We start from the raw sequence: 17,946 nt of genomic DNA on the forward strand, positions 1-17,946 counted from the left end.
GAGGAGGGGAGGGGGGACGGAGGAGGGCGGCAGCTGTCCGTTCCGTCGCCCGGCGGTTCAGTCGAGGACCTCGAACGGGTCCCCGGCGCGCAGCACTCCGGGGTGTTCGGGAATGAGGTTCTGCCCGAAGACGAGCCCGGTCGCGCCGCGCCGGTGGCGTCCCAGGGTGTGCAGGGGCTCCCGGCCGCGCTCGGCCGTGCGCTGGTCGGTGGTGGTGACGACACACCGCCCGCAGGGTTTGACGACGCGGAAGGCGACCTCGCCCAGCCGCACGCGGCGCCAGCCGTCCTCGGCCCACGGCTCCGTGCCGGCGACCACCACGTTCGGGCGGAAGCGGTTCATCGGCAGCGGGGCCTCGTCCGGGTGCTCGCCCGCGGCGATCAGCGCGTCGAGCGCGGTGAGCGAGGCGGCGGAGGTGAGCAGCAGCGGAAAGCCGTCGGCGAACCCGACGCGGTCCCCGCGGCGCCCGTACCGGAGGTCGACCGGGCGCCGGACCGCCGGGTCGTCCATGTGCACCAGCCGGGCCTCGACCCCGAGAAAGGCGGTCAGCCAGGCGTCGGCCTCGTCGCCGGCGGGCACCGCCTCGACCTTGTCGCGGAACACCTCGACGGTCACCGTGCCCCGGCGCACGGGGTCGGGCACCGGCACCTCCAGGGGCGCGGCCCCCGGGCCGGAGATCCGCACCCCGCCCCCGGGCAGCCCACGGGCCGCCCCCAACGCCAGCCGCGGGAGCTGCCGTTGGGTGAGGAACCGGCCGTCGCGCCCGGTCACCATCCACCGCCGGTCCCCGGCGAGCCCCCACGGCTCCACGGCCGCCTCCCCGGGGGAGCTCCCCGCCATCGACTTCACCGGGTAGACGTGGACCGACTGGAGTGAGGGCGAAGGAGTGGCCATGCGGCCATCCTGCCCGGCCGGACGCGGTGCGCGCCTGTGCGTTTCCGCGCGTTCGTATGTGTGTGGTGCTTTCGCGCGCGTTCGCGCGTGTTCCGTGCCTTCGTAGGTGTTCCGTGCGTTTCCGTGCGTCGCACGGGCCCGCGAAAAGTCCCCCCGCCGTCGGCCGGCGGCTCCGTGGCCGCCGGCCTCCCGTGCCCGCCGGTCAGTAGCCGCCGGGACCCGAGTACGGACGCTGCTGGTACGGGTCCTCGTACGGTCCGGGCTGGCCGTGCTGCTGCGCCGCCGGGCCGGGAGCCGGACGCGGCGCCACCGGACGCATCGCGTCGTAGCCCGCCGGGCCGCCGGGCGCGGGCGGGCGCTGCTGGTACTGCTGCGGGCCGGGGTAGCCGCGCGGCGCCGACGCCTGCTGCGGGATGTAGGGCGCCGGGGCCTGCTGGAGGCCGCCCGGCTGCGGGCCGCCCTGCCCGTACTGCGGGGGCTGCTGCCCGTACCCGCTCTGCAGCGGCTGCGGCACGGGCGCGGCCGCCGGGCCCGGGCCGTGGCCCGAGGGACCCGAGGGCAGGGCGGGCAGCGCGGGCAGCTGACTCCCGCCGTCGAAAGGCGCCGACACCCGGATCGGGGCGATCTGCGGGGTGCCCCGCTCGGCGACGAGGCTGTCGTAGATAGGGGTGTCCGGGAACGACGACGCGGAGTAGTAACCGCTGCCGTAGGCACTGCGGGGGGAGGTCATAGCCCTTAAGTTAAGCCCACGATGTGCCGGTTGGGGAGTCAGGTACCCGGGTTGGTTCCGGTGGCCCCTGCGGTGCCGACGACCAATCGGGGCGAAGGCGGAGAATTCGGGGGCCACGGTACGTTGGACCGGTGTAAGAGACCGGATCGTTCAGGGCCTGATCAAGGGCCCGTCCGGGAATCGCTCTACAGGGGTGGCAGATGGGGATGCTGAAGGGCACCAACGTCCGGATTCCGGCGCCGGCGGTGCGGATAGAACTGGGCTGGCGGACCGGCCCCGGCGTACCCGACGTGGACGCCTCCGCGTTGCTCCTCGCCGGGGGCCGGGTCCGCTCCGACGCGGACTTCGTCTTCTACAACCAGGCCGTGCACACCTCCGGCGCGGTGCGCCACGAGGGCAAGGTGCCGGCGGCCGGCGCGGTGACCGACACCCTGGCCGTCGACCTGGCCTCGGTCGAGCCCGACGTGGAGACCGTGGTGCTCGCGGCCTCCGCCGACGGCGGCACGTTCGGGCAGGTGCCGGGGTTGTACGTGCGGGTCTTCGACGCGGCGGGCGGCGCGGAGCTGGCGCGCTTCGACAGCGAGGACGCGACCGTCGAGACCGCCTTCGTGCTCGGCGAGCTCTACCGGCGGCAGGGGGAGTGGAAGTTCCGGGCCGTCGGGCAGGGGTACGACAGAGGGCTCGCGGGCCTGGCGACGGACTTCGGCATCTCGGTGGACGATCCGGGGCCCGCGCCCGCCGCCGCACCCGCCGCGCCGTCGGTTCCGGCCCCCGCCCCCGCGCCCGCTCCCGTGAGCGCCCCCGCGGCGCCGGCGCAGCCCCCGGCGGCCCCCGCCGCCCGGGCCGTGAACCTGACCAAGGTCACGCTCACCAAGGAGGCCCCGTCCGTCTCGCTGACCAAGCAGGGCGGCACCTCCGGAGCACTGCGCGTCAACCTCAACTGGCAGATGCGGCAGCAGGAGCCGGCCAAGGGCGGCGGCTGGGGCCGACGGCTCACCCGGGCCCTCCAGGGAGACCTGGACCTCGACCTCGGCTGCCTCTTCGAGCTCAACGACGGGACGAAGGGCGTCGTCCAGGCCCTGGGCAACTCCTTCGGCTCGCTCCAGCGCCCGCCCTACATCCACCTGGACGGCGACGACCGCACGGGCGCGGCGGCCCAGGGCGAGAACCTCACCGTCAACCTTGACCACAGCCGTGACTTCCGGCGCATCCTCGTCTTCGTCACGATCTACCAGGGGGCCAGCAGCTTCGCGGGCCTTCACGCCACGGTCACCCTCCAGCCGCAGCACGGCGCGCCCATCGACTTCTCGCTCGACGAGTGCACCGTGCCGTCCAACGTCTGCGCACTGGCCCTCATCACCAACAACGGCGGCGACCTCGTCGTCCAGCGCGAGGCCCGCTACCTGGTCCCCGACCGGGGCGTCAGTCCGCAGCGCACGCTGGACCGGGCGTACGGCTGGGGCATGAACTGGACGCCCGGCCGGAAGTGACACCGGGCGGGCGCCCGGACGAGGGCGCCCGGCCCGGAGGGCGACGCCCGGCCGAGTGCCCGTGCGCCCGAGCGGTGGTGTTCAGGGCGCGGCCTCGGGCGGAGTCCGGGGCGTGGCCTCGGGGCGGGCGTACGTCCGTCCCTTCCAGGCCGCGCCCCGGCCCCGGTAGTGCTGGACCGCCGAGTCGACCGTCATCAGGAGGTATAGCGCGGCGGTGAACGGGAGCAGCGGCGCGAGCCACGGCGGCTGCCGGTAGTAGCGCAACATCGGCAGGTACGTGCCCGTCATCACCGCCCACGCCGCCGCCCCGGCGGTCAGGAGCGGGACGTTCCCGGTGACGGCTCCCGTCAGGGCGGCCGTGGGCGGGGCGAGGTAGACCACGGCCAGCCCCGCCACCGTGGCGAGCAGCAGCAACGGCTGGTACAGGAGCTGCGCGTAGGCACTGCGCGACACCATCCGCCACAACTGTCCCAGGCGGGGGTAGGGGCGGACGCTGTCCACCTGCTCGGCGAGGCCCAGCCAGATCCGGCCGCCACCGCGTTTCACCGCCCGGGCCAGCGTCACGTCGTCGATCACCGCGTGCCGGATGGCGTCCGGGATCCGCGCCCGCTCCGCCGCCTCCCGGCGCAGCAGGACGCAGCCCCCGGCGGCGGCGGCCGTCCGGCCGCCGGGCCGGTTGACCCAGCGGAACGGGTAGAGCTGGGAGAAGAAGTACACGAAGGCGGGGACGATCAGCCGTTCCCACGGGGTGACCACCCGCAGCCGGGCCATCTGCGACACCAGGTCCAGGTCGGCCGTACGGGCCGCCGTGACCAGAGCGCGCAGGCTGCCGGGCGCGTGGGCGATGTCGGCGTCGGTCAGCAACAGGTACTCGGCGTCGGTGCGGGCCCGGGCCAGCGCCATCCCGTGCCGCACGGCCCACAGCTTGCCGGTCCAGCCGGGCCCGGGCTCGCCGGGGGAGCCGACGGTCAACGGCAGCCCGCCGTGCTCGGCCGCCAGCGATCGGGCGAGTTCACCGGTGCCGTCCGTGCTGCCGTCGTCGACCAGGAACACCTCGGCCCGGCCGGGGTAGTCCTGGGCCAGCAGCGACGGCAGGCTCTCGGGGAGCACCTCCGCTTCGTCCCGGGCGGGCACGACGATCGCGACGGACGGCCAGTCGTCGTCCGGTGGTCCGTCAGGTGGTCCGTCCGGTGTTCCGCCGGGCAGCTTGGTCGGCGGCCCGCTCGGCGGCCCGCCGTCCGGCAGGCGCACGTCCGTGCGCCAGAAGAAGCCCTGGCCCAGCAGCAGCCACAGCCACGCGGCCAGGGAACCGACGGAGATCCATGTCAGCGCGTTCACCCGTCGCAGTCTGCCCGACGGGCCACCCGGTAGACGGGTCACCCGGTACAAGCCGTCCGGCGTGGGCCATCCGGCGCGGGGAGCGCGGAGGGGAAGGGGGGAGAAGGGGGGAGTCGGGAAGGAGCCGCGGAGGAGTCGCGAGGAATCGTCGACGAGTCACGGAGGAAGCCGGGGAGGAGCCAGGGAGGAGGTCGGGGAGGAGCCGGGGACGAGTCGGGGCGAAACGGACGGGAGGGCCGGGCCCTCGGGGATCGGCCGCCCCTCCTCCCTCAACCCGTGTGCCGCCCATCCATTAAAGTGACCGGGTGAAGATCGCGCTCATGGACTCCGGCAACGGCCTCCTCGCGGCGGCGGCCGCCGTGCACCGGTTGCGGCCCGACGCCGATCTCGTCCTCTCCTCCGACCCCGGCAGCATGCCCTGGGGTCCCCGCACCCCCGAGGACGTCACCGAACGCGCCCTCGGCTGCGCCCGCGCCGCCGCCGCGCACCGGCCGGACGCCTTGATCATCGCCTGCAACACCGCCTCGGTCCGGGCGCTGGCCGCGATCCGGGCCGAGCTGGAGCCGGGCATCCCGGTGATCGGCACCGTGCCCGCGATCAAGCCGGCCGCGGCGGGCGGCGGACCGGTGGCCATCTGGGCCACCCCCTCCACCACCGGCAGCCCCTACCAGCGCGGCCTGATCCGCGACTTCGCGGCGGGCGTCGAGGTCACCGAGGTGGCCTGCCCCGGGCTCGCCGACGCCGTCCAGTGGGCCGACGAGGCGGCCGTGGACGCCGCCATCGCCTCGGCGGCGGACCGCACCCCGCGCGACATCCGCGCCCTCGTCCTGGGCTGCACCCACTACGAGCTGGTCGCCGAGCGCATCCGCGCCGCCGTCCAGCCGCTCGCCGGAACGCCCCTGGTCCTGCACGGCTCCGCCGGGGCGGTAGCCGCCCACGCGCTGCGGCGGATCGGCGCCGTCCCGGCGCCGGACGCGCAGCCGACGGGCCGCCTGACGGTACTGCTCGGGGGGCGCGAGGGCGTCCTCGACGCGGCCTCGCTGAGCTACCCCGAGGGGCGCGCCCTGACGAGCGTGGGGGCGGGACGGCCGTAGCCCTGGGGTCGTACCCGTAGGGGATCGCCCGCCCAATGGGATCGTGGCGGCACCCTGAGGGCCCGTAGGGGACGGGGCGCGGCCCGTAAGGGCAAGGGAGTGGCCCGTAAGGGTAGGGGTGCGACCCGTAAGGGCAGGGCCCGGCGGGTCCCGTCCCCGTGGAGACCCCTGCCGCCGGGGCGGAACCTCGGTACGCTGCCTGGTATGAGGGACCAGCCGAAGGCCCCGAAGGGTCACGACGAAGGTCACGATCAGGGGCGTGTTCAGGGGTGCGAGGACGGCGAGCCCGTCGTCTGGACAGGACGCGCCACCAACCGTGTGCAGTGGCTGCTGGCCGCCGCCGGAGCCGCCTGCATGGCGCTGGGCATCGACCTGGCCGTCGCGCACCCCTGGACCTCGGGTGTCATCCCGCTTGTGATGTCCGTCGTCGGCTGTGTCGCCGCCGGCCTGCTCATGCTCTACGGCACGATCGCGTTCGTGCACGTGGCGGTGCGGGTCGACCAGGAGACCCTGGAGGTCCGCTGCGGTCACATCGGGCTGCCGCGGACCCGTATCCCCCTCGCGCAAGTGGTCGACGCGGTGTTCGCGCCCCGGGTCACGCCCCGCCAGTGGGGCGGCTGGGGCTACCGCTGGCGGCCGGAGCAGGGGACGGCGGTCGTGGTGCGCCGGGGCGAGGGCTTCGTCGTCCGGCTCGGCGACGGCCGCTCGTTCACGGTGACGGTGGACGATGCCGAGGCCGCCGTGCGGGTGATCCGCGACCGTCTCGGCCTCGCCGGCGGACGACCCGCTTCCGTCTGAGACACCCCTCTTCCGGACCCCTCACGGCGTTCCCCGGATCTGAATGCCCCCGTCGTGTGACGTCCGTCGGGCGCCCGGGCCCGCCGCCGCCTGACGCACCGGCCGTCGGAGGCCAGTTCACAGTACGCGAGTTCCAGTGTTCGAAGGAAAACGCGGAAACAAATTCGGCCACTCCTCGGCCGTGTCACTTGAAGTCCCCGACCTCCGCTCTATCCGGGATCCGTTTGCTTTGCTAACGTGTGGGGTGCGTATTCTTCCGAGCGCAGTCGGGAGTCGTTGAGGATGCACCGCAAAAGCATATGATCAACCGCTCGATCCCACGTCAGTGAGTGCGGCTTTTTCCGTCGGGGTACGGCCCCCGGGAAGGGCATTCTGACGAATCGGACGGCGGGGGTGCCGCGGCTGCTGATCACCGCTGGTGATCAGGTGAAGTACGAGGTCAGGACGGCAGCCGTCCCTATCGCTTTGCGCACTGTCAAACCCTCCGGGCCCCAATGCCCCCCTCGGTTCAGGGCGATTCTCCTCCCCTGTTCGAGCTGAATGCAGGGACGCGCATGAAAGCTTTTCGGGTCACTCGCGAGTTTCCTCTCGCATTGCGACTGCTACTGATCAACCAGTTTGGCATCGACATCGGGTTCTATATCCTCGTGCCATTTCTCGCGGCATATCTGGGTCAGGAACTCGGAATGTCCGACGCGCTCGTCGGCCTGGTGCTCGGCGTACGCAACCTCGGCCAGCAGGGCCTGTTCCTCCTCGGCGGCTCGGCCGCCGACCGGCTGGGCCCGCGCGCGGTCATCATCACCGGGTGCGCGCTGCGCACGCTGGGGTTCTCCCTCTTCGCCTTCGGCACCACGCTGCCGGTCGTCCTCGGCGCCTCGCTGCTCAACGGACTGGCCGCCGGCCTCTTCTACCCGTCCGCCCGGGCCTACGTCGCCCTGGAGGCGGGTGACCGCAAGGCGGAGGCGTTCGCCCTCCTCAACGTCTACGCCACCATCGGTTCGCTGATCGGGCTGCTCCTCGGCAGCGTGCTGATCCGCGCCGACTTCCGGATCTGCGCCGTGGCCGCCGCCGTCGTCTACGCGCTGCTGACCGTCGCCCAGGCCATGGTCATCCCCGACCGGCCGGCCCCCGCCGCCGACCGCAGCACGGTCCTCGGCGACTGGCTGGAGGTCTTCGGCAACCGCCGGTTCCTGCTGTTCTCGCTCGCCACGACCGGCATGTTCACCGTCGAGAACCAGCTCTGCCTGCTGCTGCCCGCCGGGGCGAAACAGGCGTCCGGCTGGGAAGGGGCGGCCGGGGTGCTGCTCGGGGCCGGGGCCGCCGTCAACCTCTTCCAGATGCCCATCACCAGGGCCCTGGAACGGCACGGCGGCGGCAGCCGGTGGGTCGGCGGCGGGCTCGTCCTCATGGGCCTCGGCTTCGTCCCCCCGCTGCTGATCTGCGCCGACGGCGCCCCTGACGGGCTGCGGGAGATCGTGCCACGGATGACGATCATGCTGATCGGGTCGCTGCTGCTGTTCGTCGGCACCATGATCGCTCACCCGGCCGTGCTGGAGATGATCCCCCGCTTCGGCCGTGACACGCTCGCCGGCACCTATTTCGGGCTGTTCTACGTCTTCGCCGGACTGACCGCCGCCGGCGGCAACGCCGTCGTCGGCTGGACGATGGACATCGGCAAGCAGTACGAGTGCCCGTGGCTGCCCTGGCTGGGCTGCGTCGCCTTCGGACTCTCCTCCGCCCTCGCCGTCACCCTCCTCTACCGCACGAGGCTGCTCCCGGACCGCCCGGAGGTCTCCGCGATGGAGGGCACCGTCATCCCGTCCGGGCTGCCCGAGCGGGGCGGCGCGGTGGCCGCGGAGGCCACCTCCGGCCCGGCCGGGCCGACGGGGGAGAGCATCGGACGCTGGGACGCGGGCCTCTTCGGCCGGGCCCGGCTGCCGGGCCCGGGCCGGGCGGCGGACGAGGCGCGGGAGAAGCCGCCGCGCTGAGCGGTGCTGGGGCGCTGATTGGGCACCGTGGGGGGGCTCGGCGGTGTCGGTGGCGTCGGGGGGATCGGTGGCTCGGGTGCGTCGGTAGGGCGGGGGCGTCGGGCGAGGCCCGTAAGGGGATGTCCTCCGGGGGCGGGGACGCCCCGTACGGGTCGGAGCGGCTCGGGCCGCACCGCAAGAGCGCACACGACGGCCGTACCGCGACGCCGTACCACCCGTCCGCCCCGCGTGGCACGGGCGGTACGGCGTCGCGGTGCGGCCGTTCAGGGGCCCGGGCCCCGAAGGCCTCGGCCTCCGGACGGACGATCGTCCCCGCGCCGACGCCATCGTCGCCGACCTACCCCGCACCCCCACCCGCCGGGGCGGCGTCCGCGCCCACCGGCATACGGGCGGTATACGGGCCGCCTTGCGCGGGCAGGCGGAGCGCCGCAAGGTCGAGACGAGGAGACCCGGTACCGCCCCGGTACCGCCCTGGTGCCACCCCGGTCCCCGCCCCGGCGTACCACCGAGGCGGGGCGGGGCCGCCGAGTCGCCGCCGGTCACCCCGGCGGCGTCACCGGAGGCCGTCAGGCCGGGTCCGAGCCGCCGCTGAGGAAGGACGCCCATGCCCATCGCCACGGTGAACCCCGCGACCGGCGAGACCCTCAAGACGTTCGAGGCCATGGCCCCGGACGAGATCGGGCGCCGGGTGGCCGCGGCGAACGCCGCGTTCCGCCACCACCGGACCCGCGACTTCGCCGAGCGGTCCCGGCTCCTCCACCGCGCCGCCGACCTCCTGGAGGAGGACGCGGACGACATCGCCCGCACCATGACCCTCGAAATGGGCAAGCCGCTCGCCGCCGCCCGCGCGGAGGCGGCCAAGTGCGTCAAGGCCATGCGCTGGTACGCCGAGCACGCCGAGTCCCTGCTCGCCGACGAGCACCCGCCGTCCGACGCGGTCGCCGACTCGGGCGCGGCCGCCGTCCGCGTCCACTATCGCCCGCTGGGCCCCGTCCTGGCGGTCATGCCGTGGAACTTCCCGCTCTGGCAGGTGATCCGGTTCGCCGCCCCCGCGCTCATGGCCGGCAACGTCGGACTCCTCAAGCACGCCTCCAACGTGCCGCAGACGGCCCTGTACCTGGAGGACCTCTTCCGCCGGGCCGGCTACCCCGAGGGCTGCTTCCAGACCCTGCTCATGGGCTCCGGCGCGGTCGAGTCCGTCCTGCGCGACCCGAGGGTGGCCGCCGCCACCCTCACCGGCAGCGAACCGGCGGGCCGTTCGGTCGCGGCCGTCGCGGGCGACGAGATCAAGAAGACGGTCCTGGAGCTGGGCGGCAGCGACCCGTACGTGGTGATGCCCTCCGCCGACCTGGCCCGCGCCGTCCGGACGGCGGTGACGGCCCGCGTCCAGAACAACGGCCAGTCCTGCATCGCCGCCAAGCGCTTCATCGTCCACACGGACGTCTACGAGACGTTCCTGGAGCGCTTCACCGCCCGGATGGACGGGCTGACCGTCGGCGATCCGCTGGACGAGGCCACCGACGTCGGCCCGCTCGCCACCGAGCAGGGGCGCGCCGACGTCGAGGAACTGGTCGACGACGCGGTGCGGCTGGGGGCGGTGGCCCGCTGCGGCGGCGGCCGGCCCGCCCTGCCTGGGAAGCTGGCCGGAGGCTGGTTCTACGAGCCGACCGTACTCAGCGACGTCACCCCGGAGATGCGGATCCACCGCGAGGAGGCGTTCGGCCCGGTGGCCACCGTCTACCGCGTCGCGGACCTCGACGAGGCCGTGTCGGTCGCCAACGACTCGCCGTTCGGGCTCAGTTCCAACGTCTGGACGCGGGACGAGGACGAACAGCGGCGCTTCGTACGGGACCTGGAGGCGGGCGGCGTCTTCTTCAACGGTATGACCGCCTCCCACCCGGCCTTCCCCTTCGGCGGCGTCAAGCGCTCCGGCTACGGCCGCGAACTGTCGGGGCAGGGCATCCGCGAGTTCTGCAACGTCACCACGGTGTGGTACGGCGCGGAGCCCGACGCCGACGCCTGACCCCGACCGACGCCCGACCCCGCGACGTGCTCAACACCCCCAGCGCAGCGCGGGAGTCCGTACCGGCGCGTCCCACCAACGCAGCATCTCGTCGTCCACCTGACAGAGCGTCACGGACGCGCCGGCCATGTCGAGGGAGGTGACGTAGTTCCCGACCAGCGTCCGGGCCACCGGCACCCCGCGCTCGCGCAGCACGCGGTGCACCTCCGCCGCGAAGCCGTACAGCTCCAGCAGCGGCGTCCCGCCCGCCCCGTTGACCAGCGCCAGGACCGGGCCGGTGGGGTGCAGGTCGTCCAGCACCGCGTGCACGGCGTAGTCGGCGATCTCCCCGGACGTCATCATCGCCCGGCGCTCCCGGCCCGGCTCCCCGTGGATGCCCACCCCGAGCTCCAGCTCGCCGGCCGGCAGGTCGAAGGTGGGGCCGCCCTTGCTCGGCGTCGAACAGGCGGACAGCGCGACGCCGAAGCTCCGCGACACCTCGTTCACCCGCCGCGCGACCGCCTCGACCCGCGCCAACGGCGCCCCCGCCTCCGCCACCGCCCCCGCGATCTTCTCCACGAACAGCGTGGCCCCCGTACCCCGGCGGCCGGCCGTGTGCGTGCTGTCGGTCACCGCCACATCGTCGTTGACGAGCACACTGGCCACCTGGATGCCCTCGTCCTCGGCGAGCTCCGCGGCCATATTGAAGTTCAGGACATCACCGGTGTAGTTCTTCACGACGAACAGCACACCGGCCCCACTGTCCACGGCAGCCGCGGCGCGCACCATCTGATCGGGCACGGGACTCGTAAAAATCGCCCCGGGACACGCGGCGTCCAGCATCCCCGCCCCCACGAACCCCCCATGCAACGGCTCATGCCCAGACCCACCCCCCGACACCAGCCCCACCTTCCCCGCCACCGGCGCATCCCTCCGCCGCACGACCCGCCCCTCGACGTCGACGGACAACTCGGGATGAACGGCGGCCATACCACGCAGCGCGTCGGGGACGACGGACTCGGGAACATTGATCAGCATTTTCACAGGGGGCTCCTTAGATGACGGTCGGTTAGGTCGCTGACCTGCATTCCTGTAGGTCAGCGGCAGTGTGAGTAGTGTCTGATCCCGACGCCCTCCGGCGGGCGGTAGCGGTCTGTGGCGGTACTGATGCTGACCTAATGCTGACTTTACTGACCGAACGTCAGCCCATGTGGAAACTACTTAGCGTGATGGATTTTTGGTACTGAGGTCGGTGCGCCGCGAGGCGGCTGTGCGGAACAGCAGGGTCGCTGGTCATCCGTTCGGGTGGCGCAGGGTTCGTGTCATTCTGCACGGGAAGGCCCTATCCGAGGGGGTTGCGGACACTGTGTGCCGCGCAAGCACCCCGAAGGGACAATGAGGAGGCATCTCCCCATGTCGTATTCACTCAAGGGAACGCTCCGGGCCGGACTGGCCCTCGGCGGGGCTCTTTTGCTCTTCGCCGCACTTCCCGCCTCGTCCTACGCGGCCAGCGGTGACTTCCAGTACCTGCGAGCGGACTCCGGTCAGCAGGATGTGATCTCCGATCCGCCCAATGAGTCGTGCCGGACGATCTCGGGTGGCGCGGTCAACGCGACCAACCGCACGAATGCCGTCGCCACCGTGTACAAGAACGCGAGTTGCACCCTCGCCAACAAAATCAAGGTACTGAATCCGAACGGAGGCATGTGGGACAGCGGCGGCACACTGGTCGTCGCGCAACGCGTGTGCTTCACCGCAACGCCACCACCGACCTCGCCTCAGTCGCCCTGCCAGTGAAAACAGCGGCCCTCGGTACTGGCGAGCTCTTTGTGCCCGGCCGAGAAGGCGGCCGTCCGTCTCGGCCCGGCCGGTTCCCGCCCGAACGCGAACCCGCCCCTGCGCAGAGGACCTGCCGGCCGGCGGCACGTCGACTACGGCGCGGTTCTCGATGTCGGCCGGCACGATGCCGTAGCGGCGCGACCGCTTCCCGGCGATTGCCTCGACACCAGGGACCCTCGGGCAGGTCATGACTGGCTGGGGCACCGCCAGGACGAGGGACAGCAGTGTTACCCGGCTCGCCACCGCTTGCGACGCATCCAGCAGGCGGGCCCCGCGCGCGCCGCCGGCGAGCGCCAAGCCCACCGCCCCCGGCACGTCGAGGAGAAGCGGGGTGTAGCGGCAGTAGCGCGTGGTCAGCCCCTCCACCTGCTCGTCGAACGTCAGCCGAGGGCACGAGGGGCGGGGTGCGCACGTGTGGAGCTCGGTTCCGGAGTGACCGGCCACGGCGTGCACCGCTTCTCCGGCGCGCGCTCGATGGTCATCAGCGCGTGCCGCTTCGCCCAGTAAATCGGCTGAGGGTATTAGGAGTTGACACAGTGGTGCAGGCCCGCGTTGGCAGCGCGTTGCCGGCGTCCCAGCATGTTGGGCATGTTTCTGCAGGGTGTCGCCAACAAGGGGATACGGCTGGGAACGGTCTTCGACCGAGCGGCGGCCCGCCGGCCGGCGAGTCCCGTCTATCTGGACCACGATCTCGACATCGCGCCCGAGCTCGGGCGCCGCCTGACGCTCACGGAGTTGGCCGATCTGATCGACGACTTCGCCTCCCGGTTGTGGGCCGCGCGGGTGCGCCCCGGGGAACGGGTCGTCATCCACAAGTCGGACGGGTTCGACGTCTCACTGCTCGCCTACTGCATCGCGCGCGTCGGTGGTGTGCCGGTGCTGCTCTCCGCGAAGCTGGACGGCGCCACGGTTGCCGAACTGCTGCGGCGGATCGGCCGGCCCACCCTGGTCACGGACGAGGCCAAGCTCACGCGGGATCTGCCGGCCGAGGTCTTCGAGCTGTCGGAACGCGTGCTGGTGGCCGCCGGCGGCTTTCCGGGGGCGGTGTCGCTCGCTTCGCTGGCCGGATGCGAGCGCGTGCCCGCGGTGACCCTGCCGCAGGAGCTGCCGGCGCTGATCACGCACACCTCGGGCACGACCGGACTGCCGAAGCTGGCCGTCCAGACGGGACACACGATTCTGGCCCGCTGCCGTCCGCAGTCGGTGCTGCTGGCCCCGGTGAGTCGGCGGGAGCCGATCGCCGTCCACGTCTCGTTCGCGCACTCGCGCATGATCAGCGGTGCGGCACTGTTCGCGCTGCGCGGCCATCCGCTGATCCTGCTGCGGGACGACGCCCCCGAAAACGCGGCCGAGATGTTCGCTCGGGTACCGCCGGGCGTCATCGAGGCGCATCCCAATACGCTGCTGCGCTGGGAGGTACTCGCGGACCACCCGGCGAAGCCGCTGGCGAGAGTGCGCTGTTTCGGCAACACCTTCGACGCCATCCATCCCCGCACCGTGGCCACCTTGCTGGCCGCCTCGGAGCGGGCCGTGCCGTTCTTCGCGCAGACCTACGGTCAGAGCGAGACCGGCGCCATCACAGCCCGTACGTACACCCGGCGCCACCGCTTCGGTGCGGACGGGAGGTGCGTGGGACGGACCTTCCCGGGGTTGACCGACGTCCGGGTGGCCGGCCGCGACGGCCGTCCGCCCACCAAGGACTCGCCCGGATTCATCGAGGTGCGCAGCGGCGGGCGGATTGTCACCTACCTGGGGGAGCAGGAACGTTTCGACCGGCAGATCTCGCCGGACGGCTGGTGGCGGATGGGAGATCTCGGCTACCGCACCAGGTGGGGATGCCTGCATCTGCTGGACCGCGAGGTGGACGAGATCCCGGGTATCAGCAGCACGCTGGAGATCGAGGACAAGCTCTTCACCCGGCTGCCGGAACTACTGGAAGTCGTCATCGTCCCGGCCGAGAGCGGCATGCCCGTTCCGGTGGTGTGCACGCGCGACGACCGGCCGCTCGACCGGGCGCGGTGGAACCGGGCGGTGGCCGACCTGCCCGCGCTCGCCGAGCCTGCGCAGCGGCGGTGGGACGAGCTGCCGCAGACCGCCACCACGAAAATCAAACGCCGGGAGCTGGCGCGGTTGTTGACGCAGTCTCAGGACGGTCGCTGACGGCCGGGGCGGCATTTCGAGGGCGGACCGGGCGGGGCTCTGCGCGGGATCCCGCCCGGCCTGACAGGCCGTGTCCCGGCACGGGAGGACGACGTCCGGCAGCACCGGCCGGTCCTGGACGGTGCCGGAGCGCCGGACCGCGGCGTCCGACTCGCTCGGGGTGGTGCGGCGCATGCCGACGCAGCCCATCGACTCGGCCAGGGACGCCAAGTCCACCGGCGGACGGTCGGCGTCGCGGCGCGGCACGGCGACCCTGAAGGGGATGCCGTTCACCGCCCCGGTGGCCGGCTCCCGGCCCGTGGCCGGCGAGCAGTCCTCGCCGATGACCGCCCAGAAGGTCAGGTCGGGGCGGCCGGGCCGCACCCAGGGCGGCTGGTCCGGCGTACCCCCGTCGGCCCCGCCGGTGCGCCAGGGCACTCCTCGGCCCACAGGGCGTGACCGCCGGGCCCGACCACGTACACCGCCGGGGGCCGCTCCTACCCACGTGCCACGGCGGCCGTCACCGACTCTGGGGTCGGCGGGGCATCCGCGTGATCGCCTGCCGGGATCGCGGGCACGGCGGGGGCGAGGCCAGGACGCCGCGCCGGCGGCGTGCAGTGGATCGTGGGTGGGGGCACCTGCTGCTGCGGCGTGTCCTTGGCGATGTCCACCAGCACCGGCTCGGGCTCCTCGTCTGCGGCGTCTGCATGCCGGTCGAAAAGCTTCGAGCGCCCGGTTGTGCCGTGTGATCGACCGTGTGGTGCGCAGATGTCGACTTCCTGGAAGGAGTTCCTGCCGGGGAGGGAGCGCGGGGCCTGACCTGTGATCACCACCGGCGGCACGCTCTTGGCGTGTGCGTGTGCGTGTGCGTGTGCGTCGGCGATCGCCGTGACCAGGTCGGTCGCTCCGGGGCCGGAGGGGCGGCCGGAGGAGGCCACGCATCCCCCGGCCCGGCCGGTGGCCAGGGCGTCCGGCGCCCCCTGCTCGTGGCGGACCAGTACGCGCCGGATGGCCGAGGCGTCGAGCAGCGCGTCGTACGCGGGCGCGGGCAGGATCGCGCCGCCCGGCATGCCGAAGACGAGTCGGTGCCCGCCGCCTCGAACGCGCGCATCAGTCAGCCCGCGCCGGTGACGGGTGGGACGAAGGGGTCCGGGGCGGTACCGGCAGCCACACTCGTGGGCGTGTCCAGGACGGTCATCGCCCCTCCTCGGTGGTCCGGACGCCGGCCACGCGGGCGGTGACCACCAGCCAGACCAAGGCGACCGCGGCGAGCACAGCTCCCAGCGCGTAGGTGAGTCCCAGTCCCGACGAGAGGCTCAGCCCGCCGATGACCGTGCCCAGGCCGATGCCGAGGTAGATGCCGGAGGAGTTCAGCGACACCACCAGCGGGGCCTCCTGAGGGGCAGCGGCGATCAGCCGGTGCTGCTGCGCGGGTGTCTGGCACCAACTGCTGGCTCCCCAGGTGAAGGCGAACACACCGACCAGGGCTGTGAGATCCTTGGTGGAGGCGGCCGCCATCCAGGCCAACAGGGTGAAGGTGAGCGCCATGACGGCGTAACCGACCGTCAACACCCGTACCGCACCGACTCTGTCGGTGGCCTGGCCGGCGAGGAAATTGCCGACCACGGCGCCGAGTCCGTACAGGAACAGCATCAGGACCATGGCGGAACCGGACACGCCCACCGCGTCGAAGGCGGGGACACTGTACGCGTAGGCGGTGTAGCACGCGGCCATGCCGAGAGCGGTCAGCGGCAGCACGGACAGCACACCGGGCCTGCGCAGCACGGCCAGCCGGGTGCGCAGCGGCACCCGGCCGGCTCCGGGAAGCCGGGGCATGACCAGGAAGACTCCGGCCGCGCACAGCACGCAGAGCGCCACCACGCCGCCGAACGCGATGCGCCAACTCGTCCAGTGAGCCGCGACGTTGCCGAGCGGCACACCGAGGGCGGTGGCCACGGTCAGTCCGCCGATCACCACGGCCAGGGCCCGGGCACGCAGTTCCGCGCGGACCAGCGTCGCGCTGACCGCCCCCGCGTTGGGCGTGTAGGCGGCGGCTCCGGCGGCGGCGAGGACCCGGCTCGCCATCAGAACGGGGTAGTTCGGCGCGAGCGCGGACAGCAGGTTGGCCAGGCCCAGCACCGTCAGCGCACCGACGAGCAGTGCCCGCCGGGGCAGCCGCGCCGTCATCGTGGCGAGCACGGGTGAGAGGACGGCATAGGCCGCGGCGAACAGCGTGACGGACTGCCCGGCGGCGGAAGAGGACACGTGCAGCGAGTGGGCCATGGAGGGGAGGAAGCCCGCGGTGATGAAGGCGTCCGTGCCCACCGCGAAGGTGCCCAGGGCGAGTACGAAGGTGGGTGCGAGCCCGCCGTCCCCGGCAGCGGTCCGCTGTGTCGCGGGCCTGGCCCTCGAACCCCTATTCAGGATATTTGACATCCGGAATCTCCATAGATTGCGGCCCTTCCGGGAAGCGGCGGTCTTCGCGCACGCCGACTGCCCTCGGCCCCTGCGTCAGACTCCGGGGCGGGCGCTGATGTGGTCGTAGCTGCGGCGGATCCGGCGCGCGGAACTGGTCGGCGCCGAGGCCATGAGGTCAGCAATGGTCTGCCCGGCCAGCTCGCGCCGCCAGGCCAGTTCCGCTCGGCGCATCGCGGTGGCGATGCCGCACGGTCGCGTGAACTCACGCGCGGAAGTCTCCGCGCCCGCTGCCCCCTGCTGCCGGATCTCCGTGCAGCGAAAGAGCGTTTCCCGCCCCTCCAGGGCGGCGACGACATCCATGAGTGTGATGTCTTCCGGGGCTCGCGCGAGCTGTACGCCACCCCGCGAGCCGGGCGTCGAGGTGAGGATCTCCGCTCTGACCAAGCGCTGGAGGCACTTGTTGAGATACGTGGGCGAGATATCGAAGAGGGCGGCGAGCTTCGCCGACGGCACCGGCTCGTTGTCGAGCCAGGCCAGCGTCAGGCAACAGTGCAACCCCCACTCCACGCCTTCACCCATGCGCATACCTGGATACTAACTATCCAGAATTCGGTGCGCCACTCATTCGGACGTGAAGTGTCCGGTGACGCAAGGTCAGTTGCACGTCGGTCGCTGCCCGAGAGTGCGGAGGGTCGGCTCATCGTCATCCCGGCCGGCTGGCTCGTTGATCGGCCCACCCTCGCAGGCGCTCAAGCGGCCGTCGCTCCCGCGACGGCGGCTTTCCGCTGTTGTGGCCGCGTACGAATGGGTACGTGTTCGAGCTGCCAGTAGCCGATGGGTGGACAGTCGGGATCCCGTTGGCGAGAGCAGAGCGACCGGAGTCATGGGTCCGTCGTTGTCGTGGCATGCGCAGGTGTCGGATTGCGCCCTGAGGCTGACTGCCGCTGCGACGGGCATCGGTTTCACTACCGCAGCTCCGGCGTCCGCTGGCGGTATTGGCGATGTCCTGTCCCCTGCCTTCGGCAACGGTTGTGTCAACCACCAGGGTTCCCGGGCGGCCGGTGTCACCCGCAGCGGTGCCGGAACCGTCGGCGGCAACCTCGCCGGACTCCCTATCGGCAGCCGCTTCAACCCATGCGGCGGCGTCGACGCGCCGATTTGACAGGTATTCAGGAAGGTGGGAGGTCGGCGGGGGCCAATCCTCGGCCTCGGTCAT

14 protein-coding genes are annotated in these 17,946 nt (G+C 72.6%); 7 read left to right on the forward strand and 7 right to left on the reverse strand.

Going from position 1 to position 17,946, the window contains the following annotated elements:
• Window positions 1-57: 57 nt before the first annotated feature.
• Window positions 58-894, reverse strand: a complete 837-nt coding sequence (locus tag ACSNOK_RS06865; protein ID WP_436779677.1) for an MOSC domain-containing protein — start codon at window positions 892-894, stop codon at window positions 58-60.
• Between the two features lie 202 nt (window positions 895-1,096).
• Window positions 1,097-1,624 (reverse strand): DUF6643 family protein, encoded by a 528-nt coding sequence (locus ACSNOK_RS06870; protein WP_436779678.1) that lies wholly within the window; start codon window positions 1,622-1,624, stop codon window positions 1,097-1,099.
• Between the two features lie 200 nt (window positions 1,625-1,824).
• Here ACSNOK_RS06870 and ACSNOK_RS06875 point away from each other — a divergent pair, with 200 nt between their 5' ends.
• Window positions 1,825-3,114 (forward strand): TerD family protein, encoded by a 1,290-nt coding sequence (locus ACSNOK_RS06875; protein WP_436779679.1) that lies wholly within the window; start codon window positions 1,825-1,827, stop codon window positions 3,112-3,114.
• A gap of 81 nt (window positions 3,115-3,195) precedes the next feature.
• Here ACSNOK_RS06875 and ACSNOK_RS06880 read toward each other — a convergent pair whose 3' ends face one another.
• Window positions 3,196-4,452: a glycosyltransferase gene (locus ACSNOK_RS06880; RefSeq protein ID WP_436779680.1), complete on the reverse strand. Its 1,257-nt coding sequence runs from the start codon at window positions 4,450-4,452 to the stop codon at window positions 3,196-3,198.
• 305 nt (window positions 4,453-4,757) lie between these two features.
• On the opposite strand from ACSNOK_RS06880, the gene ACSNOK_RS06885 reads away from it, so the two are divergent.
• The 4 genes from ACSNOK_RS06885 to ACSNOK_RS06900 all read left to right on the forward strand — a co-directional run bounded on the left by ACSNOK_RS06885 (window position 4,758) and on the right by ACSNOK_RS06900 (window position 10,355).
• A complete protein-coding gene (locus ACSNOK_RS06885) occupies window positions 4,758-5,546 on the forward strand; it encodes a glutamate racemase (RefSeq protein WP_436779681.1) in 789 nt (262 codons plus the stop codon).
• Between the two features lie 204 nt (window positions 5,547-5,750).
• Entirely contained in the window at window positions 5,751-6,344 is a 594-nt protein-coding gene (locus ACSNOK_RS06890; RefSeq protein WP_436779682.1) for a hypothetical protein, read from the forward strand.
• A gap of 554 nt (window positions 6,345-6,898) precedes the next feature.
• On the forward strand, window positions 6,899-8,332 hold the full coding sequence (locus ACSNOK_RS06895; protein WP_436779683.1) for an MFS transporter: 1,434 nt from the start codon (window positions 6,899-6,901) through the stop codon (window positions 8,330-8,332).
• A 604-nt stretch (window positions 8,333-8,936) separates the two neighbouring features.
• Complete coding sequence (locus tag ACSNOK_RS06900) at window positions 8,937-10,355, forward strand: NADP-dependent succinic semialdehyde dehydrogenase (RefSeq protein ID WP_436779684.1); 1,419 nt, start codon at window positions 8,937-8,939, stop codon at window positions 10,353-10,355.
• Window positions 10,356-10,385: 30 nt separating this feature from the next.
• Here ACSNOK_RS06900 and dhaK read toward each other — a convergent pair whose 3' ends face one another.
• Window positions 10,386-11,378: a dihydroxyacetone kinase subunit DhaK gene (dhaK, locus tag ACSNOK_RS06905; RefSeq protein WP_436779685.1), complete on the reverse strand. Its 993-nt coding sequence runs from the start codon at window positions 11,376-11,378 to the stop codon at window positions 10,386-10,388.
• A 369-nt stretch (window positions 11,379-11,747) separates the two neighbouring features.
• Between dhaK and ACSNOK_RS06910 the strand changes: the two genes are divergently transcribed.
• A complete protein-coding gene (locus ACSNOK_RS06910) occupies window positions 11,748-12,131 on the forward strand; it encodes a hypothetical protein (RefSeq protein WP_436779686.1) in 384 nt (127 codons plus the stop codon).
• 630 nt (window positions 12,132-12,761) lie between these two features.
• Window positions 12,762-14,333, forward strand: coding sequence for a class I adenylate-forming enzyme family protein (locus tag ACSNOK_RS06915; protein ID WP_436779687.1), 1,572 nt, complete (start codon window positions 12,762-12,764; stop codon window positions 14,331-14,333).
• Window positions 14,334-14,809: 476 nt separating this feature from the next.
• On the opposite strand, the gene ACSNOK_RS06920 is transcribed toward ACSNOK_RS06915, so the two are convergent.
• The 3 genes from ACSNOK_RS06920 to ACSNOK_RS06930 form a co-directional block, all read right to left on the reverse strand.
• Window positions 14,810-15,589 carry a thiamine pyrophosphate-binding protein gene (locus ACSNOK_RS06920; RefSeq protein WP_436779706.1) on the reverse strand — a complete coding sequence of 260 codons (780 nt, stop codon included), beginning with the start codon at window positions 15,587-15,589 and terminating at the stop codon, window positions 14,810-14,812.
• A complete protein-coding gene (locus ACSNOK_RS06925) occupies window positions 15,507-16,748 on the reverse strand; it encodes an MFS transporter (protein ID WP_436779688.1) in 1,242 nt (413 codons plus the stop codon). Before ACSNOK_RS06925 ends, ACSNOK_RS06920 begins: the two co-directional genes overlap by 83 nt.
• A gap of 75 nt (window positions 16,749-16,823) precedes the next feature.
• The gene (locus tag ACSNOK_RS06930; RefSeq protein ID WP_436779689.1) at window positions 16,824-17,315 is read right to left on the reverse strand and encodes an RrF2 family transcriptional regulator; all 492 of its coding nucleotides are present in this window, start codon (window positions 17,313-17,315) and stop codon (window positions 16,824-16,826) included.
• Between the last annotated feature and the right edge of the window lie 631 nt (window positions 17,316-17,946).

The sequence above is a fragment of the Streptomyces sp. URMC 126 genome (assembly GCF_051386555.1).
GTDB lineage: Bacteria > Actinomycetota > Actinomycetes > Streptomycetales > Streptomycetaceae > Streptomyces.

Coding starts and splice junctions, on each gene's coding strand:
- ACSNOK_RS06865 (WP_436779677.1), bottom strand. CDS start 894: ATGGCCACTCCTTCGCCCTCACTCCAGTCGGTCCACGTCTACCCGGTG.
- ACSNOK_RS06870 (WP_436779678.1), bottom strand. CDS start 1,624: ATGACCTCCCCCCGCAGTGCCTACGGCAGCGGTTACTACTCCGCGTCG.
- ACSNOK_RS06875 (WP_436779679.1), top strand. CDS start 1,825: ATGGGGATGCTGAAGGGCACCAACGTCCGGATTCCGGCGCCGGCGGTG.
- ACSNOK_RS06890 (WP_436779682.1), top strand. CDS start 5,751: ATGAGGGACCAGCCGAAGGCCCCGAAGGGTCACGACGAAGGTCACGAT.
- ACSNOK_RS06895 (WP_436779683.1), top strand. CDS start 6,899: ATGAAAGCTTTTCGGGTCACTCGCGAGTTTCCTCTCGCATTGCGACTG.
- ACSNOK_RS06900 (WP_436779684.1), top strand. CDS start 8,937: ATGCCCATCGCCACGGTGAACCCCGCGACCGGCGAGACCCTCAAGACG.
- ACSNOK_RS06910 (WP_436779686.1), top strand. CDS start 11,748: ATGTCGTATTCACTCAAGGGAACGCTCCGGGCCGGACTGGCCCTCGGC.
- ACSNOK_RS06915 (WP_436779687.1), top strand. CDS start 12,762: ATGTTTCTGCAGGGTGTCGCCAACAAGGGGATACGGCTGGGAACGGTC.
- ACSNOK_RS06925 (WP_436779688.1), bottom strand. CDS start 16,748: ATGTCAAATATCCTGAATAGGGGTTCGAGGGCCAGGCCCGCGACACAG.
- ACSNOK_RS06930 (WP_436779689.1), bottom strand. CDS start 17,315: ATGCGCATGGGTGAAGGCGTGGAGTGGGGGTTGCACTGTTGCCTGACG.